A 22827-nucleotide genomic window follows, 5' to 3' on the forward strand; every position below is an offset into this window, starting at 1 on the left:
ATGAAAATTTCCAGGATGTTTTTCCTTTCGATGCTTACTGCATTTTCCTTAAGCAGTATGCTTAGTGCATGCAGTAGCGTAAAGCCTTACCAAAAAAATAAGATAAATGATGCAGACATGACCTTATCTGCAAGGAAAGTGCAAAAGTTTGAACAAAGTTTCCAGCTTTACAGAGAAGGCGCTTCGGGAGCAAACGGGGGCAAAAGCGGTGGTGGCTGCGGCTGTAATTAATTTCAGAATCAAAAAATGAGAAAAATATATCTCCACGTGCTTTTTATGTACTTCGGTATATTAAGCACTTATGCGCAAAACAAACCAGAACCAGCGAAAATTGATAGCAGTAAATATCAATCGAGGAAACTTAAAATTGATGAAATAAATCTGGTTTCAGCTTATTACCATCAGGATGGAAATAATTCTGCTGTAACAGGCGGTATAGGTACAGAGAAATTGAGCGACTTCGCGAATACCATTGATCTGCAAATGTCGAAATTTAATAAAAGAGGCAAGAAAAATACCTTTCTTTTTGAGCTTGGTGTAGATCATTACACCTCAGCATCTTCGGATAAGATAGATCCAAATACCATATCTTCTGCGTCATCTGCAGATACACGCATTTACCCTTCACTAAACTGGACACAATCTAATGAAGAAACAGGTAATTCTTTTGGCTTTACCGGCTCATATTCAACAGAATTTGATTACCAGTCGTTAGGTGCCGCTTTTAATTTAACGCGGTTATCTAAAGATAAAAATACCCAGTTTGATTTCAAGGCACAGGCATTTTTAGATCAATGGACGGTAATTTTGCCGATTGAATTGCGAACGGGCAATACCGGAAAAGGTGGTGAGCAATACGAAACCGCACCGAGAAATTCATTTAGTGCCTCATTTTCCTTATCTCAGGTTATTAGTCAAAAGTTTCAGGCTTCCTTAATTTTAGAGCCATCCTATCAAAAGGGTTTACTCGCTACAAAGTATCAGCGTAATTATTTTACAGATGGTTCACTTCGTTCAGAAACCCTGCCGGATAAGCGGTACAAAATTCCTATTGGGCTGCGGATGAATTACTTTTTGAATGATATGTTTGTGATACGTACTTTTTATCGATACTATATGGATAATTGGGGTATAAGGGCACACACTGCAGAACTCGAAGTACCGGTAAAGATTAATTCATTTTTTTCAATAAGTCCGTTTTACCGATACAATAATCAGGTAGGAACCAAATATTTTGCGCCATACGGTCAGCATGCTCCATCAGCACAATATTTTACCAGCGATTACGATTTATCTACTTTAAACAGTGATTTTTACGGTGCAGGCATCCGCTTTGCTCCACCAAAAGGTGTTTTTGGCTGGCAACGATTAAATATGCTGGAATTGAGATATGGCCATTATTCGCGTTCTACAAGCTTGGTTTCCAATATCGTATCATTAAACCTGAAGTTTAAATAGGATGAATAATGTTCTGATGTATCTCTAAGAATAAGTATTGAATATCATTTAATAATTTTTTGGCAGCCTGCTCATTGTTTGAGCAGGCTTCGTTGTTTATTTACCTGTTTATTTGATGGTGAATTTAAATATAAGGCAAGTAAAAGAACATATTTCTTTTTATGATGTTCACTATAAGTGATTTCGATTTTGCATATCCAATCTCATTATTCCCCCTTGCAAAAACGAATAGAAGCTTCAAATATTAATCATCTGTAAAATAGCATAAAATGAAAAAACGAGGTTTAGTCTGGTTCAAAAACGACCTTAGGTTACTTGATAATGAAGCCTTAACTAAAGCTCAGGAAGAGTGTGCTGACTTGATTTTTTGTTTTTGCTATGAGAAAAAATGGTTTAAAGAATTAGAGCTCGGCTTTAAAAATATGGATGCCGTCAGGTTAAAGTTTTTGCAACAATCTATTTTATCGCTAAAAAAAGAATTAGAAGATATTGGCGGTCACTTAATTATTGGAACAGAATCTGCAATTGACACCATACCGGCGCTAATTAAAGATTATGGCGTTACAGATGTATATGCAGAGGAAGAATATGCCAGCTACGAGTTAGATTTAGTTAGCAAAATAATGCAGGCATCAGCTGATGTAAAGTTTCATTTTTTTTGGGGCAAAACGCTTTACCATAAGGATGATATTCCTTTCAGCATTTCAAAAATTCCGCTTACCAGTAAAGCTTACAGAATCCCGGCAGGGCGAGAAGCAAAACCCCGGGTAATTTTTGAAAAGCCCACTAAATTAAAATCTGTTCCAGGTATAAAATCCGGCAAAAATCCACCTTATAAAGATTTTGGTTTTGCAAAAGAAGAATATGAAAGCGCTGTGCCATTTGTTGCCGGAGGTGAAGATAAAGCCTTAGAAAGATTGGAATATTATACTTTTAAATCAGAACTTTTAACAGGATATAGATGGAGCAGAAATAAATCTGACGGGCTTGATTACAGTTCAAAATTTTCTCCGTATTTGGCATTGGGCTGTTTATCAGCAAGGGTAATTTACGAAAAGGTACAAGCCTATGAGGCAGAGGTGAAGAAAAATCAAAGTACCTGGTGGTTGGTTTTTGAATTGGTATGGAGAGATTATTTCACATTTAAGTCGATTCGATTCGGAAATTCGGTTTTTAGTAGCGATGGATATAAAAACAAAAAACTAACCTGGGAAAATGATACTCAAAAATTTGAGAGATGGTGTAAAGGCAATACAGGCATTCCTTTTATAGATGCTCACATGCGCCAGCTGAATAAAACCGGTTTTATGAGCAATAGAGGCCGGGTAAATTGTGCCAGTTATTTGGTTTATGATTTAAAAATAAACTGGACATGGGGCGCTTATTATTTCGAATCTAAATTGATAGATTATGATGTAAGTTCGAACTGGATGAATTGGCACATGCAGGCATTTGAAATTTGGTACACCAATCCTGTTCATCAATCTAATAAATACAAAGCGCAAAATTTTATCCGAGAATGGATACCCGAACTATCTGCAAAGAACAATGTTGAAGTTTTAATACCCTGGGAATTTGATATTTCAGATTATCCAAAGCCAATCGAAGTTTATAAAAAATGGGATAGGGCTATTAAACTCATCAAAGAAATTGCAACATAAATCATTAATATAGAATTATTTACAGAGAATTTTGCAAAGATAAATCATGCTTACTGAAGTATATTTGCTCGGAAAATTTATAATTAGTTTAAGCTTAGCTGTATCTTCGATTTATGCAAAAGAATGTTGTTAGTGCAGTAACTAATCTGGTTAATTTTGATGATAGTGAACTGCTAATCTTTTTGGAAAAGCTTAAGCCACGCAAAATTTTGAAAGATGATTATCTGTTAAGGGCAGGTGATGTTTGCAAAGCAATGGTAATTATCAACTCCGGCGTACTCAGGTATTTCACCATTACTGAAAAAGGGGAACAAAGCCATTGGTTTGCCTTTGATGGTGAGTGGCTGGGCGATTATGAAAGCTTTTTAACACGGCAGCCATCATCAAACTTTATACAGGCCTTAGAGGATACAGAAGTGTATTGTTTAAGCTATGATGACATGCAAAAGCTTTATTCAATTGGCGCTAAATACGAACGTTTTGGCAGGCTGATGGCAGAAAATCTTTTCGTTAGCGTTGGGCGTTCAAGGAATGATTTGGTAAGCTTATCAGCCGAAAAAAGATATCTAAACTTAATAAATACTTACCCAAATATCGTAAAACGGATACAAATACAGCATATTGCAACCTATCTGGGTATACATCCTCAAAGTTTAAGCCGCATAAGAAAAAATCTTGCGAAGCAAAAAAATTTGGGATGATATTATCCGTAAATAATAAGTAACCTATGTTATTTTGGAGCTGATACTTTTTAAAGAATTTAGCGCCAATGAAAGTATTATTCAATCTCCTAAAAAATCATGAAAAGGCTGCAAGGCCTTTGTTCTATCTGGGCATTTTCCATCTGATATTGGCCATACTATTTTTAGCTATTTTACCTTTCGAGCATCGAAGGTTACTGGGCATAAATTTATGGATTAAACCATTAAAGTTTGCACTGTCTATCGGCATTTATTCCCTCAGCTGGGTATTAATTTTTCCTTACCTCCGCGGTGAAAAAATTAAAAAATATTTTGCCCGATTTACTGTATTTGCAATGGGTTTTGAGATGCTTTGTATTGCTTCTCAGGCTGCAAGGGGCGAATTATCACATTTCAATCAATCCGGAACTTACAATATTATAGTTTATGCTTTGATGGGAATTGTTATCACTGCTCAAACAATTTTCTCCCTATGGATATCTATTCAGTTATATAAAAATACGCCACCTAATATGAGCCTTTCGATGCTTTGGGCTTTACGTTTTGGCATTTTTATTTCTATTTTTTTCGCTTTACAAGGCGGTTTTATCGGACAGCGGATGGCACATACTGTTGGTGGTGCAGATGGCGGACCTGGGATTTTATTTTTTAACTGGAGTACAAAACATGGTGATTTAAGAATTGCTCATTTTCTGGGATTACATGCACTTCAAATTATACCTGCCTTTGCATGGATTTTTAAAGGCAAGCGTGAAATTTATGTTATCACCTTCGGTTTACTATATTTCTTGTTTGTGAGTTTTGTTTTTTATCATGCCTTAATGGGAAGGGGTTTATATTAACGGTTAACGTGTAAATTGATTACTGCATTTATCTTACATGGATTAAAACACGTAAAATGCTGATTTGTTTATAGTTAAGATTTGGTTATACATACTCGAGACTCATAGCCCAAAATAAATACCAATAAGGTTGAATAATATGTACTGCGGTTGGTATGGTCTTTTTGCCCGTTGGTCGATTAGTCTGTATCGCTGGTCTAAAACAGCATATTTCGCTGAAACGTTTCTGAACTGCTTGTGTCTTATCTACAAAACAATCAATAAAATATTATTCATCCTTAAAATAAAAGCATTATGAAAACTTCAATCAAAACTTTATTCGCAACTTCATTAACAGTTATTACCTTAACAACTTCAGTTTTTTCTACAAGCTTAATGGCTAATGAGAAAAAACCAGTAACAACAGTTTCAGCACCTAGTAATTTCAAAAGAATTTCGGTTCAGGGAAATGTAGAAATTAAAATTGTACAAAGAAAAAGCGAAGCGGTAACTTACGCAGAAGATAATTTGGGTAAAGCAAAAATTACTCAAGAAGGCGACCTTTTAAAAATTACATCATCTGATAAAGAAGTTAGTAAAATAACCGTTTATGTAGCAGATATTTACAGAATAGAAGCTGCCGATAATGCAGTTGTAAAAACTGAAGGCAAAATAAAAGCTAAATTTTTACAGGTATTTTTAAAAGGAAATGCGCATGCAGTAATTAATTCGAGCACAGAAGGTTTATACACAGTAATAAAAGACGATGCCGATTTAAAACTTAGCGGAGCAACAGATAATCATACAGTAATTATGGGCGATACGCAAAAATTAACAATGGATAGATTTGCGGCACTTAAAACAAACATCCAATCTACTGAAGATATGGGTGCAATAACAGAAACGGTAGCCGTTATAAAATAAAAAACAAACACACGATGCCATTAAAAGCGAAGAGGTTTCTCTTCGCTTTTTTTTTAAATAATTGATAAGCCTTGCCGCTGTAAATATTTAACTTTCTAAAAAGCCTGATATTTTTTTGGAAACAATTTATATACTGGTTGGTTCGTTTGAATAAGATTATGCCCAAATTGTGAAATACTTTAAGATGATTTCTTTTTGCTTTATTACCGCCAATATTTTTAGTTTGATAAGCATATTCATATTACAATCAGCCGAGGTTATAGGTACAGCCAATACAGATTTTAAAAACCTTCCGTATGGAATTGCTATTGGTATAAATTTCTTTCTCTTTTTATCGAGCTTTACCGTATTACTTAATCTTAATGAGCATATTAAAACTAACCCTTTGTGGTGTTTTTTAAGTTTTTTCCTCTTGCCTGGTGTTTTCGTAATCTTGGTGTTCCTGGCTATGTGGGATGAACCCTGGCCCGGCATGCTTTTCATTATTCCTTATCTTCTGGTATTAACAACTACTTTTTTGCGTTTTCGAAAAGCGTAACAGTTGAATCAGTAAAATCTAACTTTTAGTTGCTTCCACGTCTCCATAACTGCATTTTTTAATTATTTAAATACTTAATATTCAAATCGATAGGTAGTAAATCGTGGCTGTTTTCTTGTTTCATCAAATCTTCATATTACTTTTTGAAGTTTGTTGCATCAATCAGATCAGAAAATGTCCGGAAAACAAATATTTCAAACTGAAAATAAGAAAAGATGGAATACCTTTACTTGGGTAAGTCGTTCATTCTTTATTATTTTTATTGGCGCCATCATTTGTGTTGCCCTTACACTGTCATCGGTACAATATCCAAAATTACCCTACATAAATACTAATGCGCCATTAACCGCAAAGCAATTAGAAAAGCTTAAGAAATCGAAAGAATATAGGGCATTCACTATTGCCAAATCAAAACTCGTAAAGATTAAAAAAGACCGTGAACTTCGTTTGCAAACCCATCATGGTGAAAAAAAGCGCATAAATATGGCTTTTTATGTAAGTTGGGCCGGTACGGTAGATAAATCTTTGCCAGACTTGAAACGCAATATTGGCCATTTAGATATGGTGGCGTTAGAATCATTTTTCTTAAATGGCGATTCAGTGGTCGATAAGTCTGATACAGCAGCTTTAAAGGTGATAGCCAAAGCGAAGAAATCAGCTATTGCAGTGGTATCTAATTTTAACAAAGAACGTTGGGATGGAGCAGCAATGAGAAGATTGTTAAACAATGCACCAGCTCAGCAAACGCTGATTACCAATTTAATTCAGCTGACAAAAAAACATGGCTATAAAGGAATTAATATAGATTTTGAGGAGTTAAACTTAGAAAATCGCGAGGCCTTTAATAGCTTCATGGAAAATTTATATGCGCAGTTTCATGCTCAAAAGCTAATCGTTTCGCAAGATATTTCTCCGGAAAATGATGATTACAGCCCGCAAATTTTACAGCATTACAACGATTACATCGTACTTATGGCTTACGATCAGCATACCGAGGGCAGTAATGCCGGCGATATCTCCAATCAACAATGGGTAGAGGAGAAGCTGGATGACATTTGTAGTAAAATGAATGCTGATAAAGTTATCCTTGCTTTAGCCTGCTATGGATACGATTGGCCAGATAAAAGTGTAGGTACGCCAGTAACCTACGAAGCCGCAATAACCACAGCGGTAAATTTTAAGGCTAAAGTAAATTACAATGAAGCCTCTGCTAACCTAAATTTTAGTTATAAAGATGGCAGTGGCATAAACCACAAAGTTTATTTTACAGACGCGGCTACCAATTTCAATTTAATTCGCAAAGCGGATGATTGGGGTATTGGCGGTATAGCTTTATGGAGATTAGGTTCTGAAGATAAACGTTTATGGAGCTTTATTTCCAGCGATTTAAGCTTAACATCTTTGAAAAGTAAACCTGTAGATCTTCGCAAAATAGCTCAGTTAACTATGGGTGGTATAGCTTATATTGGCGATGGAGAAATTTTAGATTTGATTTCTTCCCCAAAACCAGGAACGGTTAAAATTACCCTGAATAAGGATGATTTTACCATTCAAAATCAGGTTTATACTCGTTTGCCTTCTCAATATGTGATAAAAAGATTTGGCGAAGCTGATAAAAAAATTGTTCTAACCTTTGATGATGGTCCCGATCCGGTTTACACACCACAAGTTCTGGATATCTTAAAAAAAGAGCATGTTCCCGGTTGTTTTTTTGTTGTTGGAATAATGGCAGAAAAAAACATGGAGCTACTCAGAAAAGAGTATGATGATGGTTACGAGATTGGCAACCATACATTTTTTCATCCTGATATGTCTGCAATTGGTCCGGCAAGGGTTAAGTTTGAACTGAATGCTACACGCAGATTAATTGAAGCGGTTACCGGTCATAGCACCATTTTATTCCGTGCTCCTTTTAACGCTGATGCTGAACCTCAAAATACATCAGAAATTTTACCTGTTGCACAAAGTCGCAAAGAAAATTATTTAAATATTGGTGAATTAATAGACCCCGAAGATTGGCAACCCGGAAAAACTGCTGATCAGATTTATAAAGAAGTAGTTAAGCAACAAGATAATGGCAACATTTTGCTTTTACATGATGCCGGCGGCAACCGTCAGGCAACGGTTGAGGCACTTCCAAGAATTATCCAATACTTTAAACAGAAAGGCTACACATTTACAACTGTAGGAGATTTAATGGGTAAAAAGAGGTCAGAGTTAATGCCAGCTGTAAAATCTGATGCAAATACGGGTTTTCTAGGTTCAGGAGATTTTTTCTTCATCAATTTCTTTTACTATGGAAATATTTTTTTAAATGTAGTTTTTAGTGTTGCAATTGTTCTGGCTATTCTCCGCACAATTTTTATTGCCTATCTGGCTATTAAGCAGCGAAAAAAATCAAGATTGAATGCGAATGTTCTGCTGAAAAATCCTTCACAAAAAGTTAGTATTATAATCCCGGCTTATAATGAAGAAATAACAGCGGTGCATACGATAAATAGCTTGTTGAAAACGACTTATCCGGATTTTGAATTAATTTTTGTAGATGATGGTTCAAAAGATAAAACTTTTGATAAGATAAATGAAAAGTTTGCAAATCATCCGCAGGTTAAAGTTTTTAGAAAAGAGAACGGCGGCAAAGCATCGGCTTTAAACTTTGGTATTGGTAAAGCAAGCGCTGATTTTATTATTTGTATTGATGCTGACACTCAATTGAAAACAGATGCTGTAACCGAATTAATGCGTTATTTTTATAACCCTAAAATTGCGGCAGTTGCAGGAACTGTAAAAGTTGGTAATGCAAATAACATCATTACAAAATGGCAATCGATAGAATATATCACTTCGCAAAATATGGATAGGAGGGCTTTCGATTTGCTTAACATTATAATCGTAGTGCCGGGCGCTATTGGTGCTTTTCGTAAAGATGTAGTATTGGAAGTTGGCGCATTTACAACAGATACACTTGCAGAAGATTGCGACCTTACCATGCGTATTTTAAAAGCAGGTTACCAGGTGAAAAACTGCGGTACTGCCATTGCATACACAGAAGCACCGGAAACTGTAAATATGTTACTAAAGCAGCGCTTACGCTGGAGTTTTGGCGTTATGCAGAGTTTTTGGAAAAACCGTAAAACTTTATTCAACAAAAAATATGGTTATTTTGGGATGGTTGGTATGCCGAATATTTTACTTTATCAAATTATACTGCCTTTGTTTTCTCCCTTGGCCGATTTGTTTATGCTTCTGTCATTAATAAGCGGTATTTTCTCTCTAAGTGCAATTAATAACTTAACGCTAACGGGCTTTTCCGGTATTTTAAGTTTGCATAATGGTTTCGGACAAGTGCTTTTCTATTACCTTATTTTTATTGTTGTAGATATGTTTTTTGCCGCAATTGCTTTTAAAATGGAAAATGAAAAGTATAATAATCTTCTCTATATTTTTCCGCAACGATTTTTCTGGAGACAGCTAATGTATTTGGTTTTATTCAAATCAATAAGAAAAGCAATTAAAGGCGAGTTAGGCACCTGGGGAACTTTAAAAAGAACAGGAAATGTAAGTCAGGTTGCCGTTTAATGATGTATGGTAGAATTGGAGCGATTTTAGCCAAATGGCTATAGTTTATCCAGGTTTTCTAAACAATATTCTGCTCTTTTTAGAACGGCATGTTTGGTTTCGGCTTCCATTTTATCCCAGATTTTATAAACCATACCCAAGCGATAATTGTGTTGAAGTTTTTCACGGTTCCTATCATGAAAATCCCAATATAAACTATTAAAAGGGCAGGAATTATCACCTACTTTATCGTTACGGTTGTACTTGCATTTTTCACAGTAGTTACTCATTTTATTAATGTAATTAGCAGAGCCTGTGTAAGGTTTTGAGCCAATAATACCGCCATCGGCATATTGGCTCATACCTCTGGTATTGGTTATTTCTACCCACTGTATGGCATCGATATAAATGCCCAAATACCAAAAATCAACTTCATCTGGATTGATACCTGCGAGCAAGGCAAAATTGCCGGTAACCATTAACCTTTGGATGTGGTGCGCATAGGCAAATTCTAAAGATTGGTTAATAGAATGCTTCAGGCAATTCATATTTGTTTCACCGTTCCAATACCATTCTGGTAGTTTTCTGCTATGGTTAAAAAAATTTAAAGTTTCAAACTCCGGCATCTTCATCCAATAAATTCCACGCATATATTCACGCCAACCCAAAATTTGCCTTATAAATCCTTCAATCTGATTAAGCGCTATTGATGTTTTATTGTTTCTCCAGTATTCGATTGCATAATTAACCACTTCGATTGGTGAAAGGAGTTTGGTATTCATGCTGAAAGAAAGGCGTGAATGATACAAAGACCATTCTTCTGTATGCATGGCATCTTGAAAAGTGCCAAATAGCTGCAAGCAATTTTCGCAAAAATATTTTAAAAGTTTTAAAGATTGCGCCCTATTTATTGGCCATTCTAAATATTTAGCATCAATTTTTCCAATCGTTTTAATTTTTGCATCTGTAATTCTCTGCAATTGTTTTCTTACATCGTTTTCAAACAAAAGAGGTGGATTTGGTTTGTGGTTTTTAGGAAGTTTTTTCCGGTTTTCTGCATCAAAATTCCACTGACCACCTTGCGGGTCATCGCCATCATCTACTAATACATGATGTTTTTTACGCATTGCCCGATAAAAACTCTCCATCAAAAATTCTTTTTTGCCCGAAAATAAATCGGCCATTTCATGTCTTTTGGTATAGAAATGTTCGGTGTCAAATACGCTGTGTTTTATTTTTAAAGTGTTGCAAAATTTCTGCAACGCTGTATCTAACCTATACTCATCCGGTAATTGATAATCAAATTCTTCGATTCCAAATTTCTTAATGATATGGGATAGATTTTCGGAAAAATTTTGTTGGTTTTCAGCATCATCTAGCTTAAGGTAAATCGTGTTAAAGCCTTTATCATTAAGTAGTTCTGCAAAATTTTCCATTGCTGCAAAAAATGCGCAAATCTTTTGAACATGGTGCCAGGCATAATCCGTTTCTGTTCTAACTTCCATCATAACATGAAGTGTATCCGGAGCAGCTTTCTTAAACCATGAATGTTCAATATTAAGCTGATCGCCCAGAATTAACCTTAATATTTTATATTTTTTTTTCATGGTTTGGGTTTGAAATGATTTGGTTGCAAATAAAGATTTTAAGTGTTGCGGTTGGAGTGATTCATGGATTTAACAAGAAACGGTCTGCAAAGTTTCCAATATTTAAAGAAGGATGGGTAAGCACCGGTAACCTCTGGAAACATCCATTCGTAGCTATCTTTAATACCTGTGTAATGAAGAAATGCAGGATGCGCTTTGGAAATAAAAATTTTACCAGACTGAAGCGTACTCGTTTTATATAAACTTTCTATTTCTGAGAATTCTCCTGCACAAATTTGAATGCCTGGAATATTTTTTGTAAGACTAATTATAAAATCAATCACCTGCTCACTTACCGGATATTTAGTGAAATGGCTGGGTTCTAAAAGTAATATCCTGTTTGCATCATCACTTTTTCTCCAAACTGGGTCTAGATTGTAACTGTTATAAATTATTGTCGGTTTTGATTGGTCAATGTTAGGGATATCCGTTTTAGGCAGAACAGTTTTTGATGGTATGATGGTGCGTTCTTTTAAAACTTGAGGAATTTCCATTAGCGGAAGCTCTTCATAACTTTTATCTAAAAATGTATCTTCTTGATAACTGGAAGTATATTTATTGATGTTTTCCTGATTGCAATAATATTTTTTGCCTGAAAACGCTGCCGATACCCATTGCCAACTTGCATTATTGCTGGCAATATCTCCATCCAAAAGGTAATAATAGAGCCATTTAGATGGCTGTTTCCAATAGGTTTTGCCAATATTACATGTTACAGATGCTACATACATCCTGATATGATTATGCATATATCCAGATTGATAAAGCTCTTGTATTCCATTGTCGATAGCATTTATCCCGGTTTCAGCCTCGATAATTGATGTAATCATATCATTAGATACAACATCTGGTTGTGGCTTGCTTAAATCTTCCCAAATCAGCTCTTTTTTTTCTTGCCAGATACGCTGATAATATTCTCTCCAGGCCAACTCCTGAAGAAATTTTTCTGCAGCTTCAAAACTTGTTCCCTTATCTATTATTGCCTGTAAGATTTGTTTAAGGCTGATTACCCCTCGAGATAGGTATGGTGAAAGGCGACTAACAGCACCATCCGTAAAATTTCTGGTTTTAGCATACTCAATGGTATCCAATTCCTCAATCTGTTTTAATATCTGCTGATAATCGGTGGTAAATTTAACTTTCCCCATATTATCGTTTTGTAATTTTATTATTCGAAATTGCCCGCTGACGGTCACATTTAAAACGAGTTGATACCTGACTACGCAAAGCAGCGTGTTTTGTAGATTTATTTGTCATCCTTTTCCTCCACATTTTAAAACTGCTATCCTTCATCTGCTTTCTCATTAGGGTAATAACTTCCTGATGTTTTAAGCCAAATTGAACCTCAATAGCATCGAAAGTGGTGCGGTCTTCCCAAGCCATTTCTATAATTCTATCAATTTCTTGTGCCGAAAATTTGCTAATGTCAATCATTTTTTAGGGTTGATGTATTGAACTGTGCTAGTTTTTAACTATTTGAAACAGTTTTGCTGCTTCTACATTTATCACTGCAATATTTAACCTCCGTCCACACTTTTTCCCACTTTTTACGCCAGGTGAATGGTCTGTTGCAGGTAACACAGATTTTTGATGGTAAATTTTGCTTCTTTACGCCTTTCATGTTAATATCAAATGCCGTAATATCTGCTTCTAAATACCGAACTAAGCATTAATACGAATTTGTGGGAATTTGAAATTCTAATTCGTTCGTTCATGATTTGATTTGCGGTTTTCTTCTTAATCTTATCAAAAAGCTTTTTGTAATAGATGTAAGCCAGATAAACGCCTCTGCGTGATGATTTTGGCAATTGCCTTATGCCATTTAATGCTGCATCAAACTCGGCAGCTATTTCTTGCTCAATCAAAAGCTTTTCGTTGATAGAAAATGTAGACAAATCAACTCCCGGAAAATAACTTCGGCTTAATAAATAATAATCGGCTTTTAAATCGCGTAAAAAGTTAACTTTTTGGAATGCTGAACCAAGTTTCATTGCAGATTCCTTTAATTGTTCGTAACGCTCATTATCACCTTTTACAAAAACCTGCAAGCACATTAGGCCAACAACCTGTGCCGAGCCTAATATGTAACGATCATATTTTTGAGGTGTATATTCTTCTTTTTTAAGATCCATTTCCATACTCTCCAAAAAAAGATCTATCAACTCTCTTTTTATCTGGTATTGATTTACAACTTTTTGAAAGGCATTAAGTATCGGGTTTAAGCTGATTTTTTCTTCAATGGCTTCATAGCAATCCCTTTTAAATTTATAAAGTAGGGTAGGCTTATCGTAATCGTGAAAACTATCAACTATTTCATCAGCAAGCCTCACAAATCCATATATCGAATAAATTGCTTCCCGATGGGTTTTGTCAAGAAAACGTATACCCAAAGAAAAGCTGGTGCTGTAAGTTTTGGTTACAACCTTACTGCATTTCGCAGATACAGTATCAAAAATAACTTTCATGTATTTTTTTGTTTAATTCTTTTCAAAGTTTTGTACGTAGTGGAAATCTTCAAGTTTTTGAAGCAATGTTATTAACTGTGTTTTTTCGTCTGCAGTAAGCGCACCAGTAACATTTGCAGATGCTGCACGTATTTTATCCATGTATTTATTTAATTCTTCAATTCCCTTTTTTGTAATATTTAATATCATATTCCGCTTATCAACGGCTGATGGTTGCTGACTAATCAAGCCCTTATCCAATAGCCTTTGAATGATTAATGTTCCAGCAGGCTTATCGTGGATATTTTCTTTTATTAATGCAGATTTAGTCATATTTCCACCAGAATTTAGGTTAATCAGGTAAATGAAATCATCAGGCGTAGAGAAAACACTTTCGCTTATGGCTGCCTTCGCCTGTATTTTTGCATATCTGTATAGATGCACAAGGGAAGTGTTGATAACGCTGTCTGCCGATCTTCCCTTAATTTTTCCAGGCCAATCGGGTTCTTTTGCTGAAATTTCTTCAGGCTTAAGGGCTTGCGCATTCATCCAGTTTAAAAAAGAATTCAAATCATCTTTAGCACCTGCATTATGCTGTTCGTAGGTTTTTACTAATGATATTAAATTATCTAAGAGGTTGTACATCATCGCATTTAATTCTGAGGTTTTACGATTTGATTAATCTTTATATTGTGCTAAAACGTTGTTTTCAAATTGCCAAGTCCACCATTAACTGGGATAATTTGTCCTGTTATCCAACCGCTGTCTTCTGATAGCAGGAAGGCAATGGCAGAACTGATGTCTTTAGCTGTTCCATATTTTCCTAAAGGGTGTCTTTTTGCTGAGGCTTCCATCTTTTCAGGGCTGTTGAGCAATTTCGATGCAAGCGGTGTATCTGTTAATGATGGAGCAACTACATTAACTCTAATTTGATTAGCACTTAATTCTGCAGCAAGGGATACAGCCAGCCCTTCAATTGCAGCCTTCGAAGCAGCGATGCTGGCATGAAAACCCATTCCGGTTCTTGCTGCAACCGAACTTATTAAAACTATAGATGCTGCAGAAGAATTTTTTAAAGATTTTAACGATTGCTGTATGCAGGAAGCCGCTCCAACCACATTTAGTTTAAAATCATCTACAAAATCATTTTCAGATAGTCTTGAAAATGGTTTTAAATTAATATTGCCTACGCAATAAACAAAGCCATCGAGTTCGTTTGGTAAAAATGAAGCTAAAGCTGATGAAGAATCTAAAACATCCATCTCCAGGTATTTAATGGAATCATGCCAAAGTGTTGAACGATTTCTGCTCGCTGCATAAATGTTTGCACCTTCTAAATTTAAAAAATTAACTAAATCTAATCCGATACCTGAACTAGCGCCAACAACAAGAATATTTTTGTCTTTAAACTTCATAAAAAATTTTCAAATCAATTATGTATTTATAAACTAATATAGCGTAATAAAGTTTATAAATAAACTAAATTTTTACACATTCATTTGTTAAAGGATTTAAAATAGTTTCAGAATTTAAATAATTAGCGGAACTTATTGGCCATGGCGATGTTCTTTAGATGGGTTTTAGGCTAATCAATCTTAATACTGAGAAGGTTTAGAATTACTGTAAAATATATTGAGTTGAAAAAAATATCAGTTGTAACCATTGTAAAAAACAGGCAGCCAGCGCTAGAAAACTTAATTATTGGACTAAGCCAAAATGCCCAACTGCCGAATGAGCTTATCGTTATTCACATGAACGAAGAGCCATACAATCTTAAAAATCAGGCTTTTGAAATTAAAGCGATAACAATGTGTGGAGAAGGATTGCCATTGGCTGCGGCTCGGAATTTCGCCATTGAACATGCGACTTTTGAGCACGTTATTTTTCTGGACGCAGATTGTATTCCGGCTGCCGATTTAATAATGCGTTATAGCGAGTTATTTTTAAAAGATATGCTTTTGTGCGGCAGAACTAAGTATTTGCCTAAAAGTGTTATGCAATACCAACAGTTCTGGACAGATTTAAACGAGATTTCTGAACCAGACCCAATACGAAGTAGTGTTGAGCAATATCCTTATGAACTTTTCTGGTCGCTTAATTTTGCATGTTCCAAAACAGTGTATTCAAAAATCGGAGGTTACGATGAAGGTTATATCGGCTATGGCGCAGAAGATACAGATTTCGCATTTAGTGCCCGTGCCGCAGGTGTGGAAATGCAAACAGTTGATGCTTTTGCTTATCATCAATACCATGCAAGTTATAATCCGCCGCTTAACCATTTAAATGATATTGTTGCTAACGCGATGTATTTTTATCAGAAATGGAAAAAATGGCCTATGGAAGGATGGCTTAAAAGATTTGCCGATATGAAACTGATAAAATGGGAAAATGATAGTATCGAAGTGATTAGAAATCCATCAGCTGATGAAATTTTATCAGCGCTTAAATAAATTGAAAAAGTTTTGGTAGCTAACTTTTATGTATTTACCGGCTTTTTCTGCAGCATTTGTATCTATCAATGGCGCCCAATTTCTTTGGTTTGGCAAAAGATTAAGTAAAATTTTATTCCAGTCTACTTTAAAACACAATTCTGGCAAAACTATCTCTGCTAAACCGAGTTGCTCTACAATCTGCGCTTTTTCTAATTGTTCATCGAAGGGGCGTTTTTCAGGTATAAGTATAAGCCGCTTGTTTAATGCACCCATTTCCATAACCGTGTTGTGCCCTGCATTTCCAATCACAATGCAGCAACCTCGTAATATAATTCTTGGGTCTAAAACATCACCATGAAAAATTAAGTTTTTACAGTTTATTGCAATGTCTTCTAATTTTCCTAGTACCTGAAAATTCCAATCCGGGCACATATTAGCAATGTGTTTAAGGAGCGCTAAATTAATGCTGGTGCCTCCGTTACCGATTAAAATCCCAACTTTTCTCTCATCAATTATGGATTTATCTGCCTCAGGTTTAAATCTTGATAAACCACCAGCAAAAAACGTTTTGCTGGTTAACCAGGTAGATTCGCTTCCATTCATCTTAACATGATATGGAGCAATTAATCCAAGGGCATTACGATAGGCAATTTCATGCGGCAAATCTGTTCTCTTACCATGCTGGCGAATAATAATAGTTGGCACGCCCGATAAACGAGCCAGCATCGCTACCTCTACAGAAACATCAACAATAAGTAAAAGGGGGTAGGTATTGGCAAAAAAGTCTGCCATCAAAGCAACCCGGCTTCGCTGGCCGTTTATATTTAAGGGCGCATAATGTAATCCATAGATTTCATCTTCCCCTTTAATCTCAGGTTTGTTTTCAAAATCAAACGGTAAATCAACGATGGTTACATGAGTTGGAATGAGCTTCCTTTTTGCAGCCAAACCGCTACCCATAAAGGTTAAATTGCAATCTTTTAACGTTTCGGCTATAGCTATTGCCCGCATTAAATGCCCCGAACCATGATGATGAACATAAAAGGCAAAGTTATACGGCACGTGGCATAGAATTAGCGATTGTATCCAGTAATAATGCTTCGTAAGCATCTATCATACCTTCAATATTAAGAGATTCTTCAGCCCTTTTTCTAGATTCGGTTCTATTTAAAGTGATGGCTTTTTTAATGCACAACGCTAATTCCTCGGGGTCGTTACTTTGTGTTAATGAACCGCAAGAATCATCAATAAGATATGGAAGCGCCCCTTTGGCAATTCCGGCAACTGGTGTGCCACAAGCCAAACTTTCTGCTACAACTAATCCAAATGGTTCTTCCCAGCATGGAGTAATAACAGAGCATTTTGCATTACCGATAAGTTCATTTAGCTCTTCATGAGTGCAATTGCCAAGCATTTCTACATTATCACTCAGTAATGGCTCAACATAGGTATGATAGTAATGACTATCTGCAATGGTTCCAGCCACTTTAACTTTTACACCGGCAGACTTTGCCGCTTGTATTGCCAAATGTGTGCCCTTATCAGGATGTATTCTTCCAAACCAAATCACATAATCGCCTTTTTGTTCAGGATAAAATTTCCATTGCGTAACATCAACGCCATTCCAGATAACTTCGCAATCGTTAAGATATGGTTGCCAGGCTTTTGCGTTTGAACGTGAGACACTTACATAACGAATTCTACCAGATTTCCGCTCATGCGCCATGGCACGCTTCATCTCAAAAATCGGTGGGGTATGCAATACGGTTATCATGGGTGTTTCGAGGATGGTTGACATGGTAACCGGAACATAATTCAAAGAATTATTGAAGATGATATCATGTCCGTTACCATCAATATCTTGCATTAATTCCAGGTAAGCATGGTGTGTGGAAATAAAATCTTCGCTCATTTCATGACTACGAAATCTCGAAAAAGTTTCTCTGTCGTAGTCCAGATCGCTTAAAATTACCTTTACATTTAATGATGGATCAGATAGTTCGCTTGCATAAAGGGTTACATCATGCCCCCGCATAATAAGCCTTTTGGTAATTTCGTAAGTAAAAGCTTCCAATCCGCCCATGTAAGGTTTGCGGATAGGATGTTTAAGATGTGCTATAATTCCAATGTTCATAATGTAGTTTCCAATATTAGAACTGCATTATAAAGGAATAAGTTTTTAAAAATAATACTCAGTGTTAAGATTGTAGCAAAATCAAATTGTTTTTTTAGTTGTGGCTATAGCTTTTAGCAAAAAAAAAGCCATCGAATTATCGATAGCTTTAAACCAAATATATGATGAATAGGTAAATGTATAAGCTAAACAGGCAATGTTGAAGATTGTTTCAAAAAAAAATTATAATTTGATAGCATAAAGCTTTAAGAAATTTGCCAAAAAGCTCAAACGATTTAATCATTTATTTGTTAGTTGAAAAAACATCCCATTGGAAAATTCTCGACCAAAAGATCTTGCCGCATTAGTTTATAACAAGCTGAAGCTCAACAAAACAATAAAAGTTTTGCCGGCTGTAGAAACGTTGGAACTTTTTTTTGATATACTTTTTTATTTGAGTATGTGCAAAGAAGAAAGTGATTTGATAAAAGTGACAGTAACCTTTATCGATCCAAATAATCCAGACCCAAATCCTCCGAGAAAAATTGTACCTGAGCGGTGGAGCAGCATAGCCTTTACCAAGCCGATTATGATGAATACTAAATCGCTTGCTAAACTATCTAAAGCAGCCGATCCAACAAGTTCATCTCTAGCCGTATACTTTGATGAAAAAGGCGATTTATTTGTTTGGGGATTGATTGATCAGGCAATGCATTACCAGGATTTTTTAAATTACGAATCTGATACCCATTCAGAACAACCGGGGCTTTTTCAGGTTGCAGTAAGCGATATTGGTACCTTACATGTGCTTTTTGATTATGAGTTACTCGCTACCCTTAAGCAAAATTTATTGGTTAAAAGATACCTTGATGTACTTACAATTGGGCCAATTGCAAAAATTTTAAGAGGCAACGCAACTTTTCTTAAAGCCGAAATTAAGGCATATGTAGAAAAAATGCATCCTGATGAAAACTTTACAGATTGGGAAGAATTTTTAGATAATTTATGGATACAAACCTTTTCGAGGTTGCTGCTTAAAATTCAGAATTACCAGCATGGCGGCGCTATTTTAATTACTTCACCTTCAAAAGACCTTGATGTTAAATACGAAATTCATTACGATCGTTTAACAATGGCGATGATTGCCCATGCAAAATCATCCATAGCAAATTATCTTTCTGAAGAAGCCATACAGCAAGAAATTTCCGGAGGTAAACGTTCAATACATAAAAAATTATATCAACAGGAATGCATTTCTTTTTATGATAAAAAAGGAACATCAGACGAGATAAAAGGTGCTATCAGTTTTATAGCTTCTCAAAGTTGTGTTGATGGTGTGGTATTATTTGATACAAAAATGGTTGCCAATGGATTTGGAGCCGTACTTCGTGCTAAAAAAATGCCCAAAAAGATTTATGTTTCTGCAACTGCTACAGCCACTGCAAAATCACTGGTATCACACGAGCCAAGGCATTATGGCACCCGCCATCGCTCAATGATTGCTTATTGCTATAATCATCCATCAGCACTCGGAGTGGTTATCTCTCAAGATGGAGAAATAAGGGCTTTTGCTAAAATAGATGAGAAATTAATTATGTGGGAAAACATAAAAACACAACAGTACAGGCGCAACGCTACCCAGAAGAGCATTCATAAAACCAGCCCCTTATAGTTTGATTATTTCACTCGAACGATATCAAACTAACTTCAAATTATTAGGCAAAGCGATATACGCCCAAATTAATTTAAAATTTGAACACCTTAGCATTTAATTAATTCCCACCAGGATAAAATAATTTTGATTTTTCTTTTTAACTAAAATATCCAAATGTTCTTCAAAATCGACCAGATTGTTCACCTCATTTTTGAAAAATGTTGCGAACACTTCTAAATCTGTTTGTTCATTAAGTTCAATTTCCAGGGTTTCATTACCGCTCCATTTGGCGCTTACAATTTCAGGATAGGTGCCTTTTAAAATGGCCGAAAAGCCTTTTCTGGTAAAAACCTTAGCAATATTGTTGGCAATTTGAGAAGCGAGTGGAATTAGTATTTTACTATCTGTACTCCATTGTAGTGCATGTTCATCTTGCCACATTTTCCCAATAAATTTGTTGCCCAGGTACACATTATAATATTTTCCGTTGGATGCCACAAATGCTTCAATCTCTCTGGAACCTTTTAAAAGCGTAAATACATAACCATTTATGGCAGGCTTGCGAAATTTTTTAAACGCCAGATTTGTTATACGTTTGCGGTTATAAAAAAAAGCGATACCCGACAATGCTAAAATCACACCCGTAGCTAAAAGCAATTGCTTTTCATTCGTATTAAAATCTTTTTTAAATATTGTATTCATCTTAATTTAAAAAACATCAAATTCTAAAATTAGTTTTTTGAATAAACAATTCATTATTAAGTTTTTTTTAAAAATGATGTTACCATTCAGTCGCGTATTTATCGCTTTAAATTGTAACCATTTATCAAGTAAGAGTATAAAACCCCAATATTCTGATTAATACGGTATCTCACATTTTATTAAGCGACTTGAATTAAATGCTGTTGTAAAAGAGTAGTTGTGATATTAATGCCCAATAGCAACTGCCATTTTAAATGGGTATCAACAAGCATTAAAATTATAAAATATGAAAGCAGCAGTATTCCACAAACCTGGCGATATCCGGGTAGACACAGTACCGGATCCGGAAATTTTAGATCCCAGAGATGTTATTTTAAGGGTTACCGCAACTGCTATTTGCGGTTCAGATCTTCACATTTTGAGCGGTGCAGTTCCGCAGAAAGATCCATTGGTAATGGGGCATGAATTTATGGGGATTGTAGAAGAAACCGGTTCGGCTATTACTAATCTTAAAAAGGGCGATAGGGTTGTTGTGCCATTCCCGATTGCTTGTGGCGAGTGTTTCTTTTGCAAGCATGAAGCCAGCCCCGCATGCGAAAACAGTAACTACAAAAATTATGGTCCAAACGGAGATGTTGCCAGTCAAAAAGGTGGTGCGCTATTTGGCTACACTGATTTATACGGTGGCTATAGTGGTGGTCAGGCGCAATACGTAAGAGTGCCTTATGCAGATATAAGTCCGAGGATTGTTCCTGAACATTTAACAGATGAGCAAGCTCTCTTTCTAACAGATATTTTCCCAACGGGATGGTCTGCGATAGATTGGGCACAACTAAAGGGCGGAGAAGTTGTGGCAATATTTGGCTGCGGCCCGGTTGGTTTAATGGCACAGAAAGCCGCCTGGATTAATGGTGCGAGCAGAGTTATAGCTATCGATCCATTAGATTACCGATTGGAAAAAGCAAAGGCAGTAAATAATGTAGAAATCTTAAATCCACACAAAGTAGATGTTGTTGAAGCCATAAGAGCTATGACGGGAGGGCGAGGTGCAGATGTTTGTGTGGATGCAGTAGGCTTTGAACCCGAAAGAAATTTTATGGATAAAGTAAAGGCAACTTTTAATTTTGAGAAAGGATCTATGAAAGTATTGGATATGTGCTTTGAAGCCGTTAGGCGAATGGGTACAGTATCTATTGTTGGTGTTTATGGTTCACCTTATGATAATTTCCCTTTGTTCAGGATTTTTGATAAAGGTATAACCATTAAGCAAGGGCAGGCTCCTGTAATTAATTACATCGATAAATTAATTGGCTTGGTTAACGATGGTAAAGTGGTTCTTGATGATATAATTACACATACTTTGCCATTGGAAGATGCTGCACATGGTTATAAAATCTTCGATGAAAAAGAAGATGATTGTGTTAAAGTGGTATTAAAACCATAACAGCAATTTAAGCAACATCCCGTCAATAATTTATTGGCGGGTTTGTTATTAATCGCCGGGCTCAGATAAAGCAATTAATATGGCGCCACTTACCATTACCACGCCACCCACAACAAGTTGCCAGGTAAGCTTTTCTTTCAGAAATATAACAGATAGTACAATTGCAACTACCAGAGATAACCGTTCGATTGTTACAACATAAGATGCAGGACCTGATGAAAGCGCCTTATAAGAGAAGAGTGTTGATAATGTGGTAAAAATTCCTGCTGCTATTAAAAATATCCAGGCATTTTTTTCAATGCTTTTTACTTCACTAAAATTACCTTGAAACAATACAACCATCCAGGTAATGGCCAGAATTAAAACAGCTTGAATAGCAAAAGCTAAGCTCGAATCTACATTTTTTAAACCCGCTTTTGTTAAAACTACAACCAGAGCGGCAGATAAGGCTGCAAGTAATGCCCAGATAATCCACATATTTTTTTGTTTAAGTTATTGATTGAAGTTTTTCGCTTTGCGGCATTTGTCTTGTTGGATTTGCAGATAATTCACTGTTATCAATTGCTTTAAATAGCCCTGTAATAGAAGCTGCAACAATCAGACAAACTAAGAGCCATTCGAAGGAATCGAGTTTTTTCATAATTTTTCAACATTACAATAGCTTAAAAGTTTTTACTTAAATAAAAAGTATAAGGTAATGCCCAGGCATAATGTAATTAGCACAACCATCA

Annotated in this window: 22 protein-coding genes; 10 read left to right on the top strand and 12 right to left on the bottom strand. The window is 35.7% G+C overall.

Annotated elements, in window-relative coordinates:
• From LUA86_RS08350 to LUA86_RS08380, 7 genes are all read left to right on the top strand, one after another.
• Positions 1–231, top strand: a complete 231-nt coding sequence (locus LUA86_RS08350) for a DUF4266 domain-containing protein (RefSeq protein WP_231460150.1) — start codon at positions 1–3, stop codon at positions 229–231.
• A 15-nt stretch (positions 232–246) separates the two neighbouring features.
• A complete protein-coding gene (locus tag LUA86_RS08355) occupies positions 247–1458 on the top strand; it encodes a DUF3570 domain-containing protein (RefSeq protein ID WP_231460151.1) in 1212 nt (403 codons plus the stop codon).
• A gap of 269 nt (positions 1459–1727) precedes the next feature.
• Entirely contained in the window at positions 1728–3119 is a 1392-nt protein-coding gene (locus LUA86_RS08360) for a DASH family cryptochrome (protein ID WP_231460152.1), read from the top strand.
• 113 nt (positions 3120–3232) lie between these two features.
• Positions 3233–3820 carry a Crp/Fnr family transcriptional regulator gene (locus LUA86_RS08365; protein ID WP_231460153.1) on the top strand — a complete coding sequence of 196 codons (588 nt, stop codon included), beginning with the start codon at positions 3233–3235 and terminating at the stop codon, positions 3818–3820.
• A 68-nt stretch (positions 3821–3888) separates the two neighbouring features.
• Complete coding sequence (locus tag LUA86_RS08370) at positions 3889–4662, top strand: hypothetical protein (RefSeq protein WP_231460154.1); 774 nt, start codon at positions 3889–3891, stop codon at positions 4660–4662.
• Between the two features lie 294 nt (positions 4663–4956).
• Complete coding sequence (locus LUA86_RS08375) at positions 4957–5565, top strand: GIN domain-containing protein (RefSeq protein ID WP_231460155.1); 609 nt, start codon at positions 4957–4959, stop codon at positions 5563–5565.
• Positions 5566–6277: 712 nt separating this feature from the next.
• Positions 6278–9682 carry a glycosyltransferase gene (locus LUA86_RS08380; RefSeq protein WP_231460156.1) on the top strand — a complete coding sequence of 1135 codons (3405 nt, stop codon included), beginning with the start codon at positions 6278–6280 and terminating at the stop codon, positions 9680–9682.
• A gap of 38 nt (positions 9683–9720) precedes the next feature.
• Here the strand turns inward: LUA86_RS08380 and LUA86_RS08385 are convergent, their stop codons facing one another.
• The 7 genes from LUA86_RS08385 to LUA86_RS08410 are packed head-to-tail and all read right to left on the bottom strand — an operon-like array spanning position 9721 to position 15166.
• Positions 9721–11268: a cryptochrome/photolyase family protein gene (locus LUA86_RS08385; RefSeq protein WP_231460157.1), complete on the bottom strand. Its 1548-nt coding sequence runs from the start codon at positions 11266–11268 to the stop codon at positions 9721–9723.
• 38 nt (positions 11269–11306) lie between these two features.
• A complete protein-coding gene (locus tag LUA86_RS08390; RefSeq protein ID WP_231460158.1) occupies positions 11307–12455 on the bottom strand; it encodes an FAD-binding domain-containing protein in 1149 nt (382 codons plus the stop codon).
• A gap of 1 nt (position 12456) precedes the next feature.
• Entirely contained in the window at positions 12457–12741 is a 285-nt protein-coding gene (locus LUA86_RS08395) for a TIGR03643 family protein (protein ID WP_231460159.1), read from the bottom strand.
• A 34-nt stretch (positions 12742–12775) separates the two neighbouring features.
• Positions 12776–12928, bottom strand: coding sequence for a DUF2256 domain-containing protein (locus tag LUA86_RS19230; protein ID WP_231489798.1), 153 nt, complete (start codon positions 12926–12928; stop codon positions 12776–12778).
• A gap of 7 nt (positions 12929–12935) precedes the next feature.
• The gene (locus LUA86_RS08400) at positions 12936–13772 is read right to left on the bottom strand and encodes a phytoene/squalene synthase family protein (protein WP_231460160.1); all 837 of its coding nucleotides are present in this window, start codon (positions 13770–13772) and stop codon (positions 12936–12938) included.
• Between the two features lie 12 nt (positions 13773–13784).
• A complete protein-coding gene (locus LUA86_RS08405; protein WP_231460161.1) occupies positions 13785–14399 on the bottom strand; it encodes a MarR family winged helix-turn-helix transcriptional regulator in 615 nt (204 codons plus the stop codon).
• A 47-nt stretch (positions 14400–14446) separates the two neighbouring features.
• The gene (locus LUA86_RS08410) at positions 14447–15166 is read right to left on the bottom strand and encodes an SDR family NAD(P)-dependent oxidoreductase (RefSeq protein WP_231460162.1); all 720 of its coding nucleotides are present in this window, start codon (positions 15164–15166) and stop codon (positions 14447–14449) included.
• Positions 15167–15388: 222 nt separating this feature from the next.
• On the opposite strand from LUA86_RS08410, the gene LUA86_RS08415 reads away from it, so the two are divergent.
• On the top strand, positions 15389–16201 hold the full coding sequence (locus LUA86_RS08415) for a glycosyltransferase family 2 protein (protein ID WP_231460163.1): 813 nt from the start codon (positions 15389–15391) through the stop codon (positions 16199–16201).
• Here the strand turns inward: LUA86_RS08415 and LUA86_RS08420 are convergent.
• Both LUA86_RS08420 and LUA86_RS08425 read right to left on the bottom strand, forming a co-directional pair.
• Positions 16187–17293 (bottom strand): glycosyltransferase, encoded by a 1107-nt coding sequence (locus LUA86_RS08420; RefSeq protein ID WP_231460164.1) that lies wholly within the window; start codon positions 17291–17293, stop codon positions 16187–16189. The two genes, LUA86_RS08415 and LUA86_RS08420, sit on opposite strands and share 15 nt — an antisense overlap.
• Positions 17235–18317, bottom strand: coding sequence for a glycosyltransferase family 4 protein (locus LUA86_RS08425; RefSeq protein WP_231460165.1), 1083 nt, complete (start codon positions 18315–18317; stop codon positions 17235–17237). Before LUA86_RS08425 ends, LUA86_RS08420 begins: the two co-directional genes overlap by 59 nt.
• 310 nt (positions 18318–18627) lie before the next feature.
• Here LUA86_RS08425 and LUA86_RS08430 point away from each other — a divergent pair, with 310 nt between their 5' ends.
• On the top strand, positions 18628–19968 hold the full coding sequence (locus tag LUA86_RS08430; protein WP_370634337.1) for a putative sensor domain DACNV-containing protein: 1341 nt from the start codon (positions 18628–18630) through the stop codon (positions 19966–19968).
• 96 nt (positions 19969–20064) lie between these two features.
• Here the strand turns inward: LUA86_RS08430 and LUA86_RS08435 are convergent, their stop codons facing one another.
• The gene (locus LUA86_RS08435; protein ID WP_231460167.1) at positions 20065–20652 is read right to left on the bottom strand and encodes a hypothetical protein; all 588 of its coding nucleotides are present in this window, start codon (positions 20650–20652) and stop codon (positions 20065–20067) included.
• A 286-nt stretch (positions 20653–20938) separates the two neighbouring features.
• On the opposite strand from LUA86_RS08435, the gene LUA86_RS08440 reads away from it, so the two are divergent.
• Positions 20939–22096 (top strand): zinc-dependent alcohol dehydrogenase, encoded by a 1158-nt coding sequence (locus tag LUA86_RS08440; protein WP_231460168.1) that lies wholly within the window; start codon positions 20939–20941, stop codon positions 22094–22096.
• 48 nt (positions 22097–22144) lie between these two features.
• Here the strand turns inward: LUA86_RS08440 and LUA86_RS08445 are convergent, their stop codons facing one another.
• Together LUA86_RS08445 and LUA86_RS08450 are read right to left on the bottom strand one after the other, a co-directional pair.
• Positions 22145–22573, bottom strand: coding sequence for an EamA family transporter (locus LUA86_RS08445; protein WP_231460169.1), 429 nt, complete (start codon positions 22571–22573; stop codon positions 22145–22147).
• 10 nt (positions 22574–22583) lie between these two features.
• Complete coding sequence (locus LUA86_RS08450) at positions 22584–22736, bottom strand: hypothetical protein (protein ID WP_231460170.1); 153 nt, start codon at positions 22734–22736, stop codon at positions 22584–22586.
• Positions 22737–22827: the final 91 nt, after the last annotated feature.

This window comes from Pedobacter sp. Leaf132 (assembly GCF_920984695.1).
Lineage (GTDB): Bacteria > Bacteroidota > Bacteroidia > Sphingobacteriales > Sphingobacteriaceae > Pedobacter.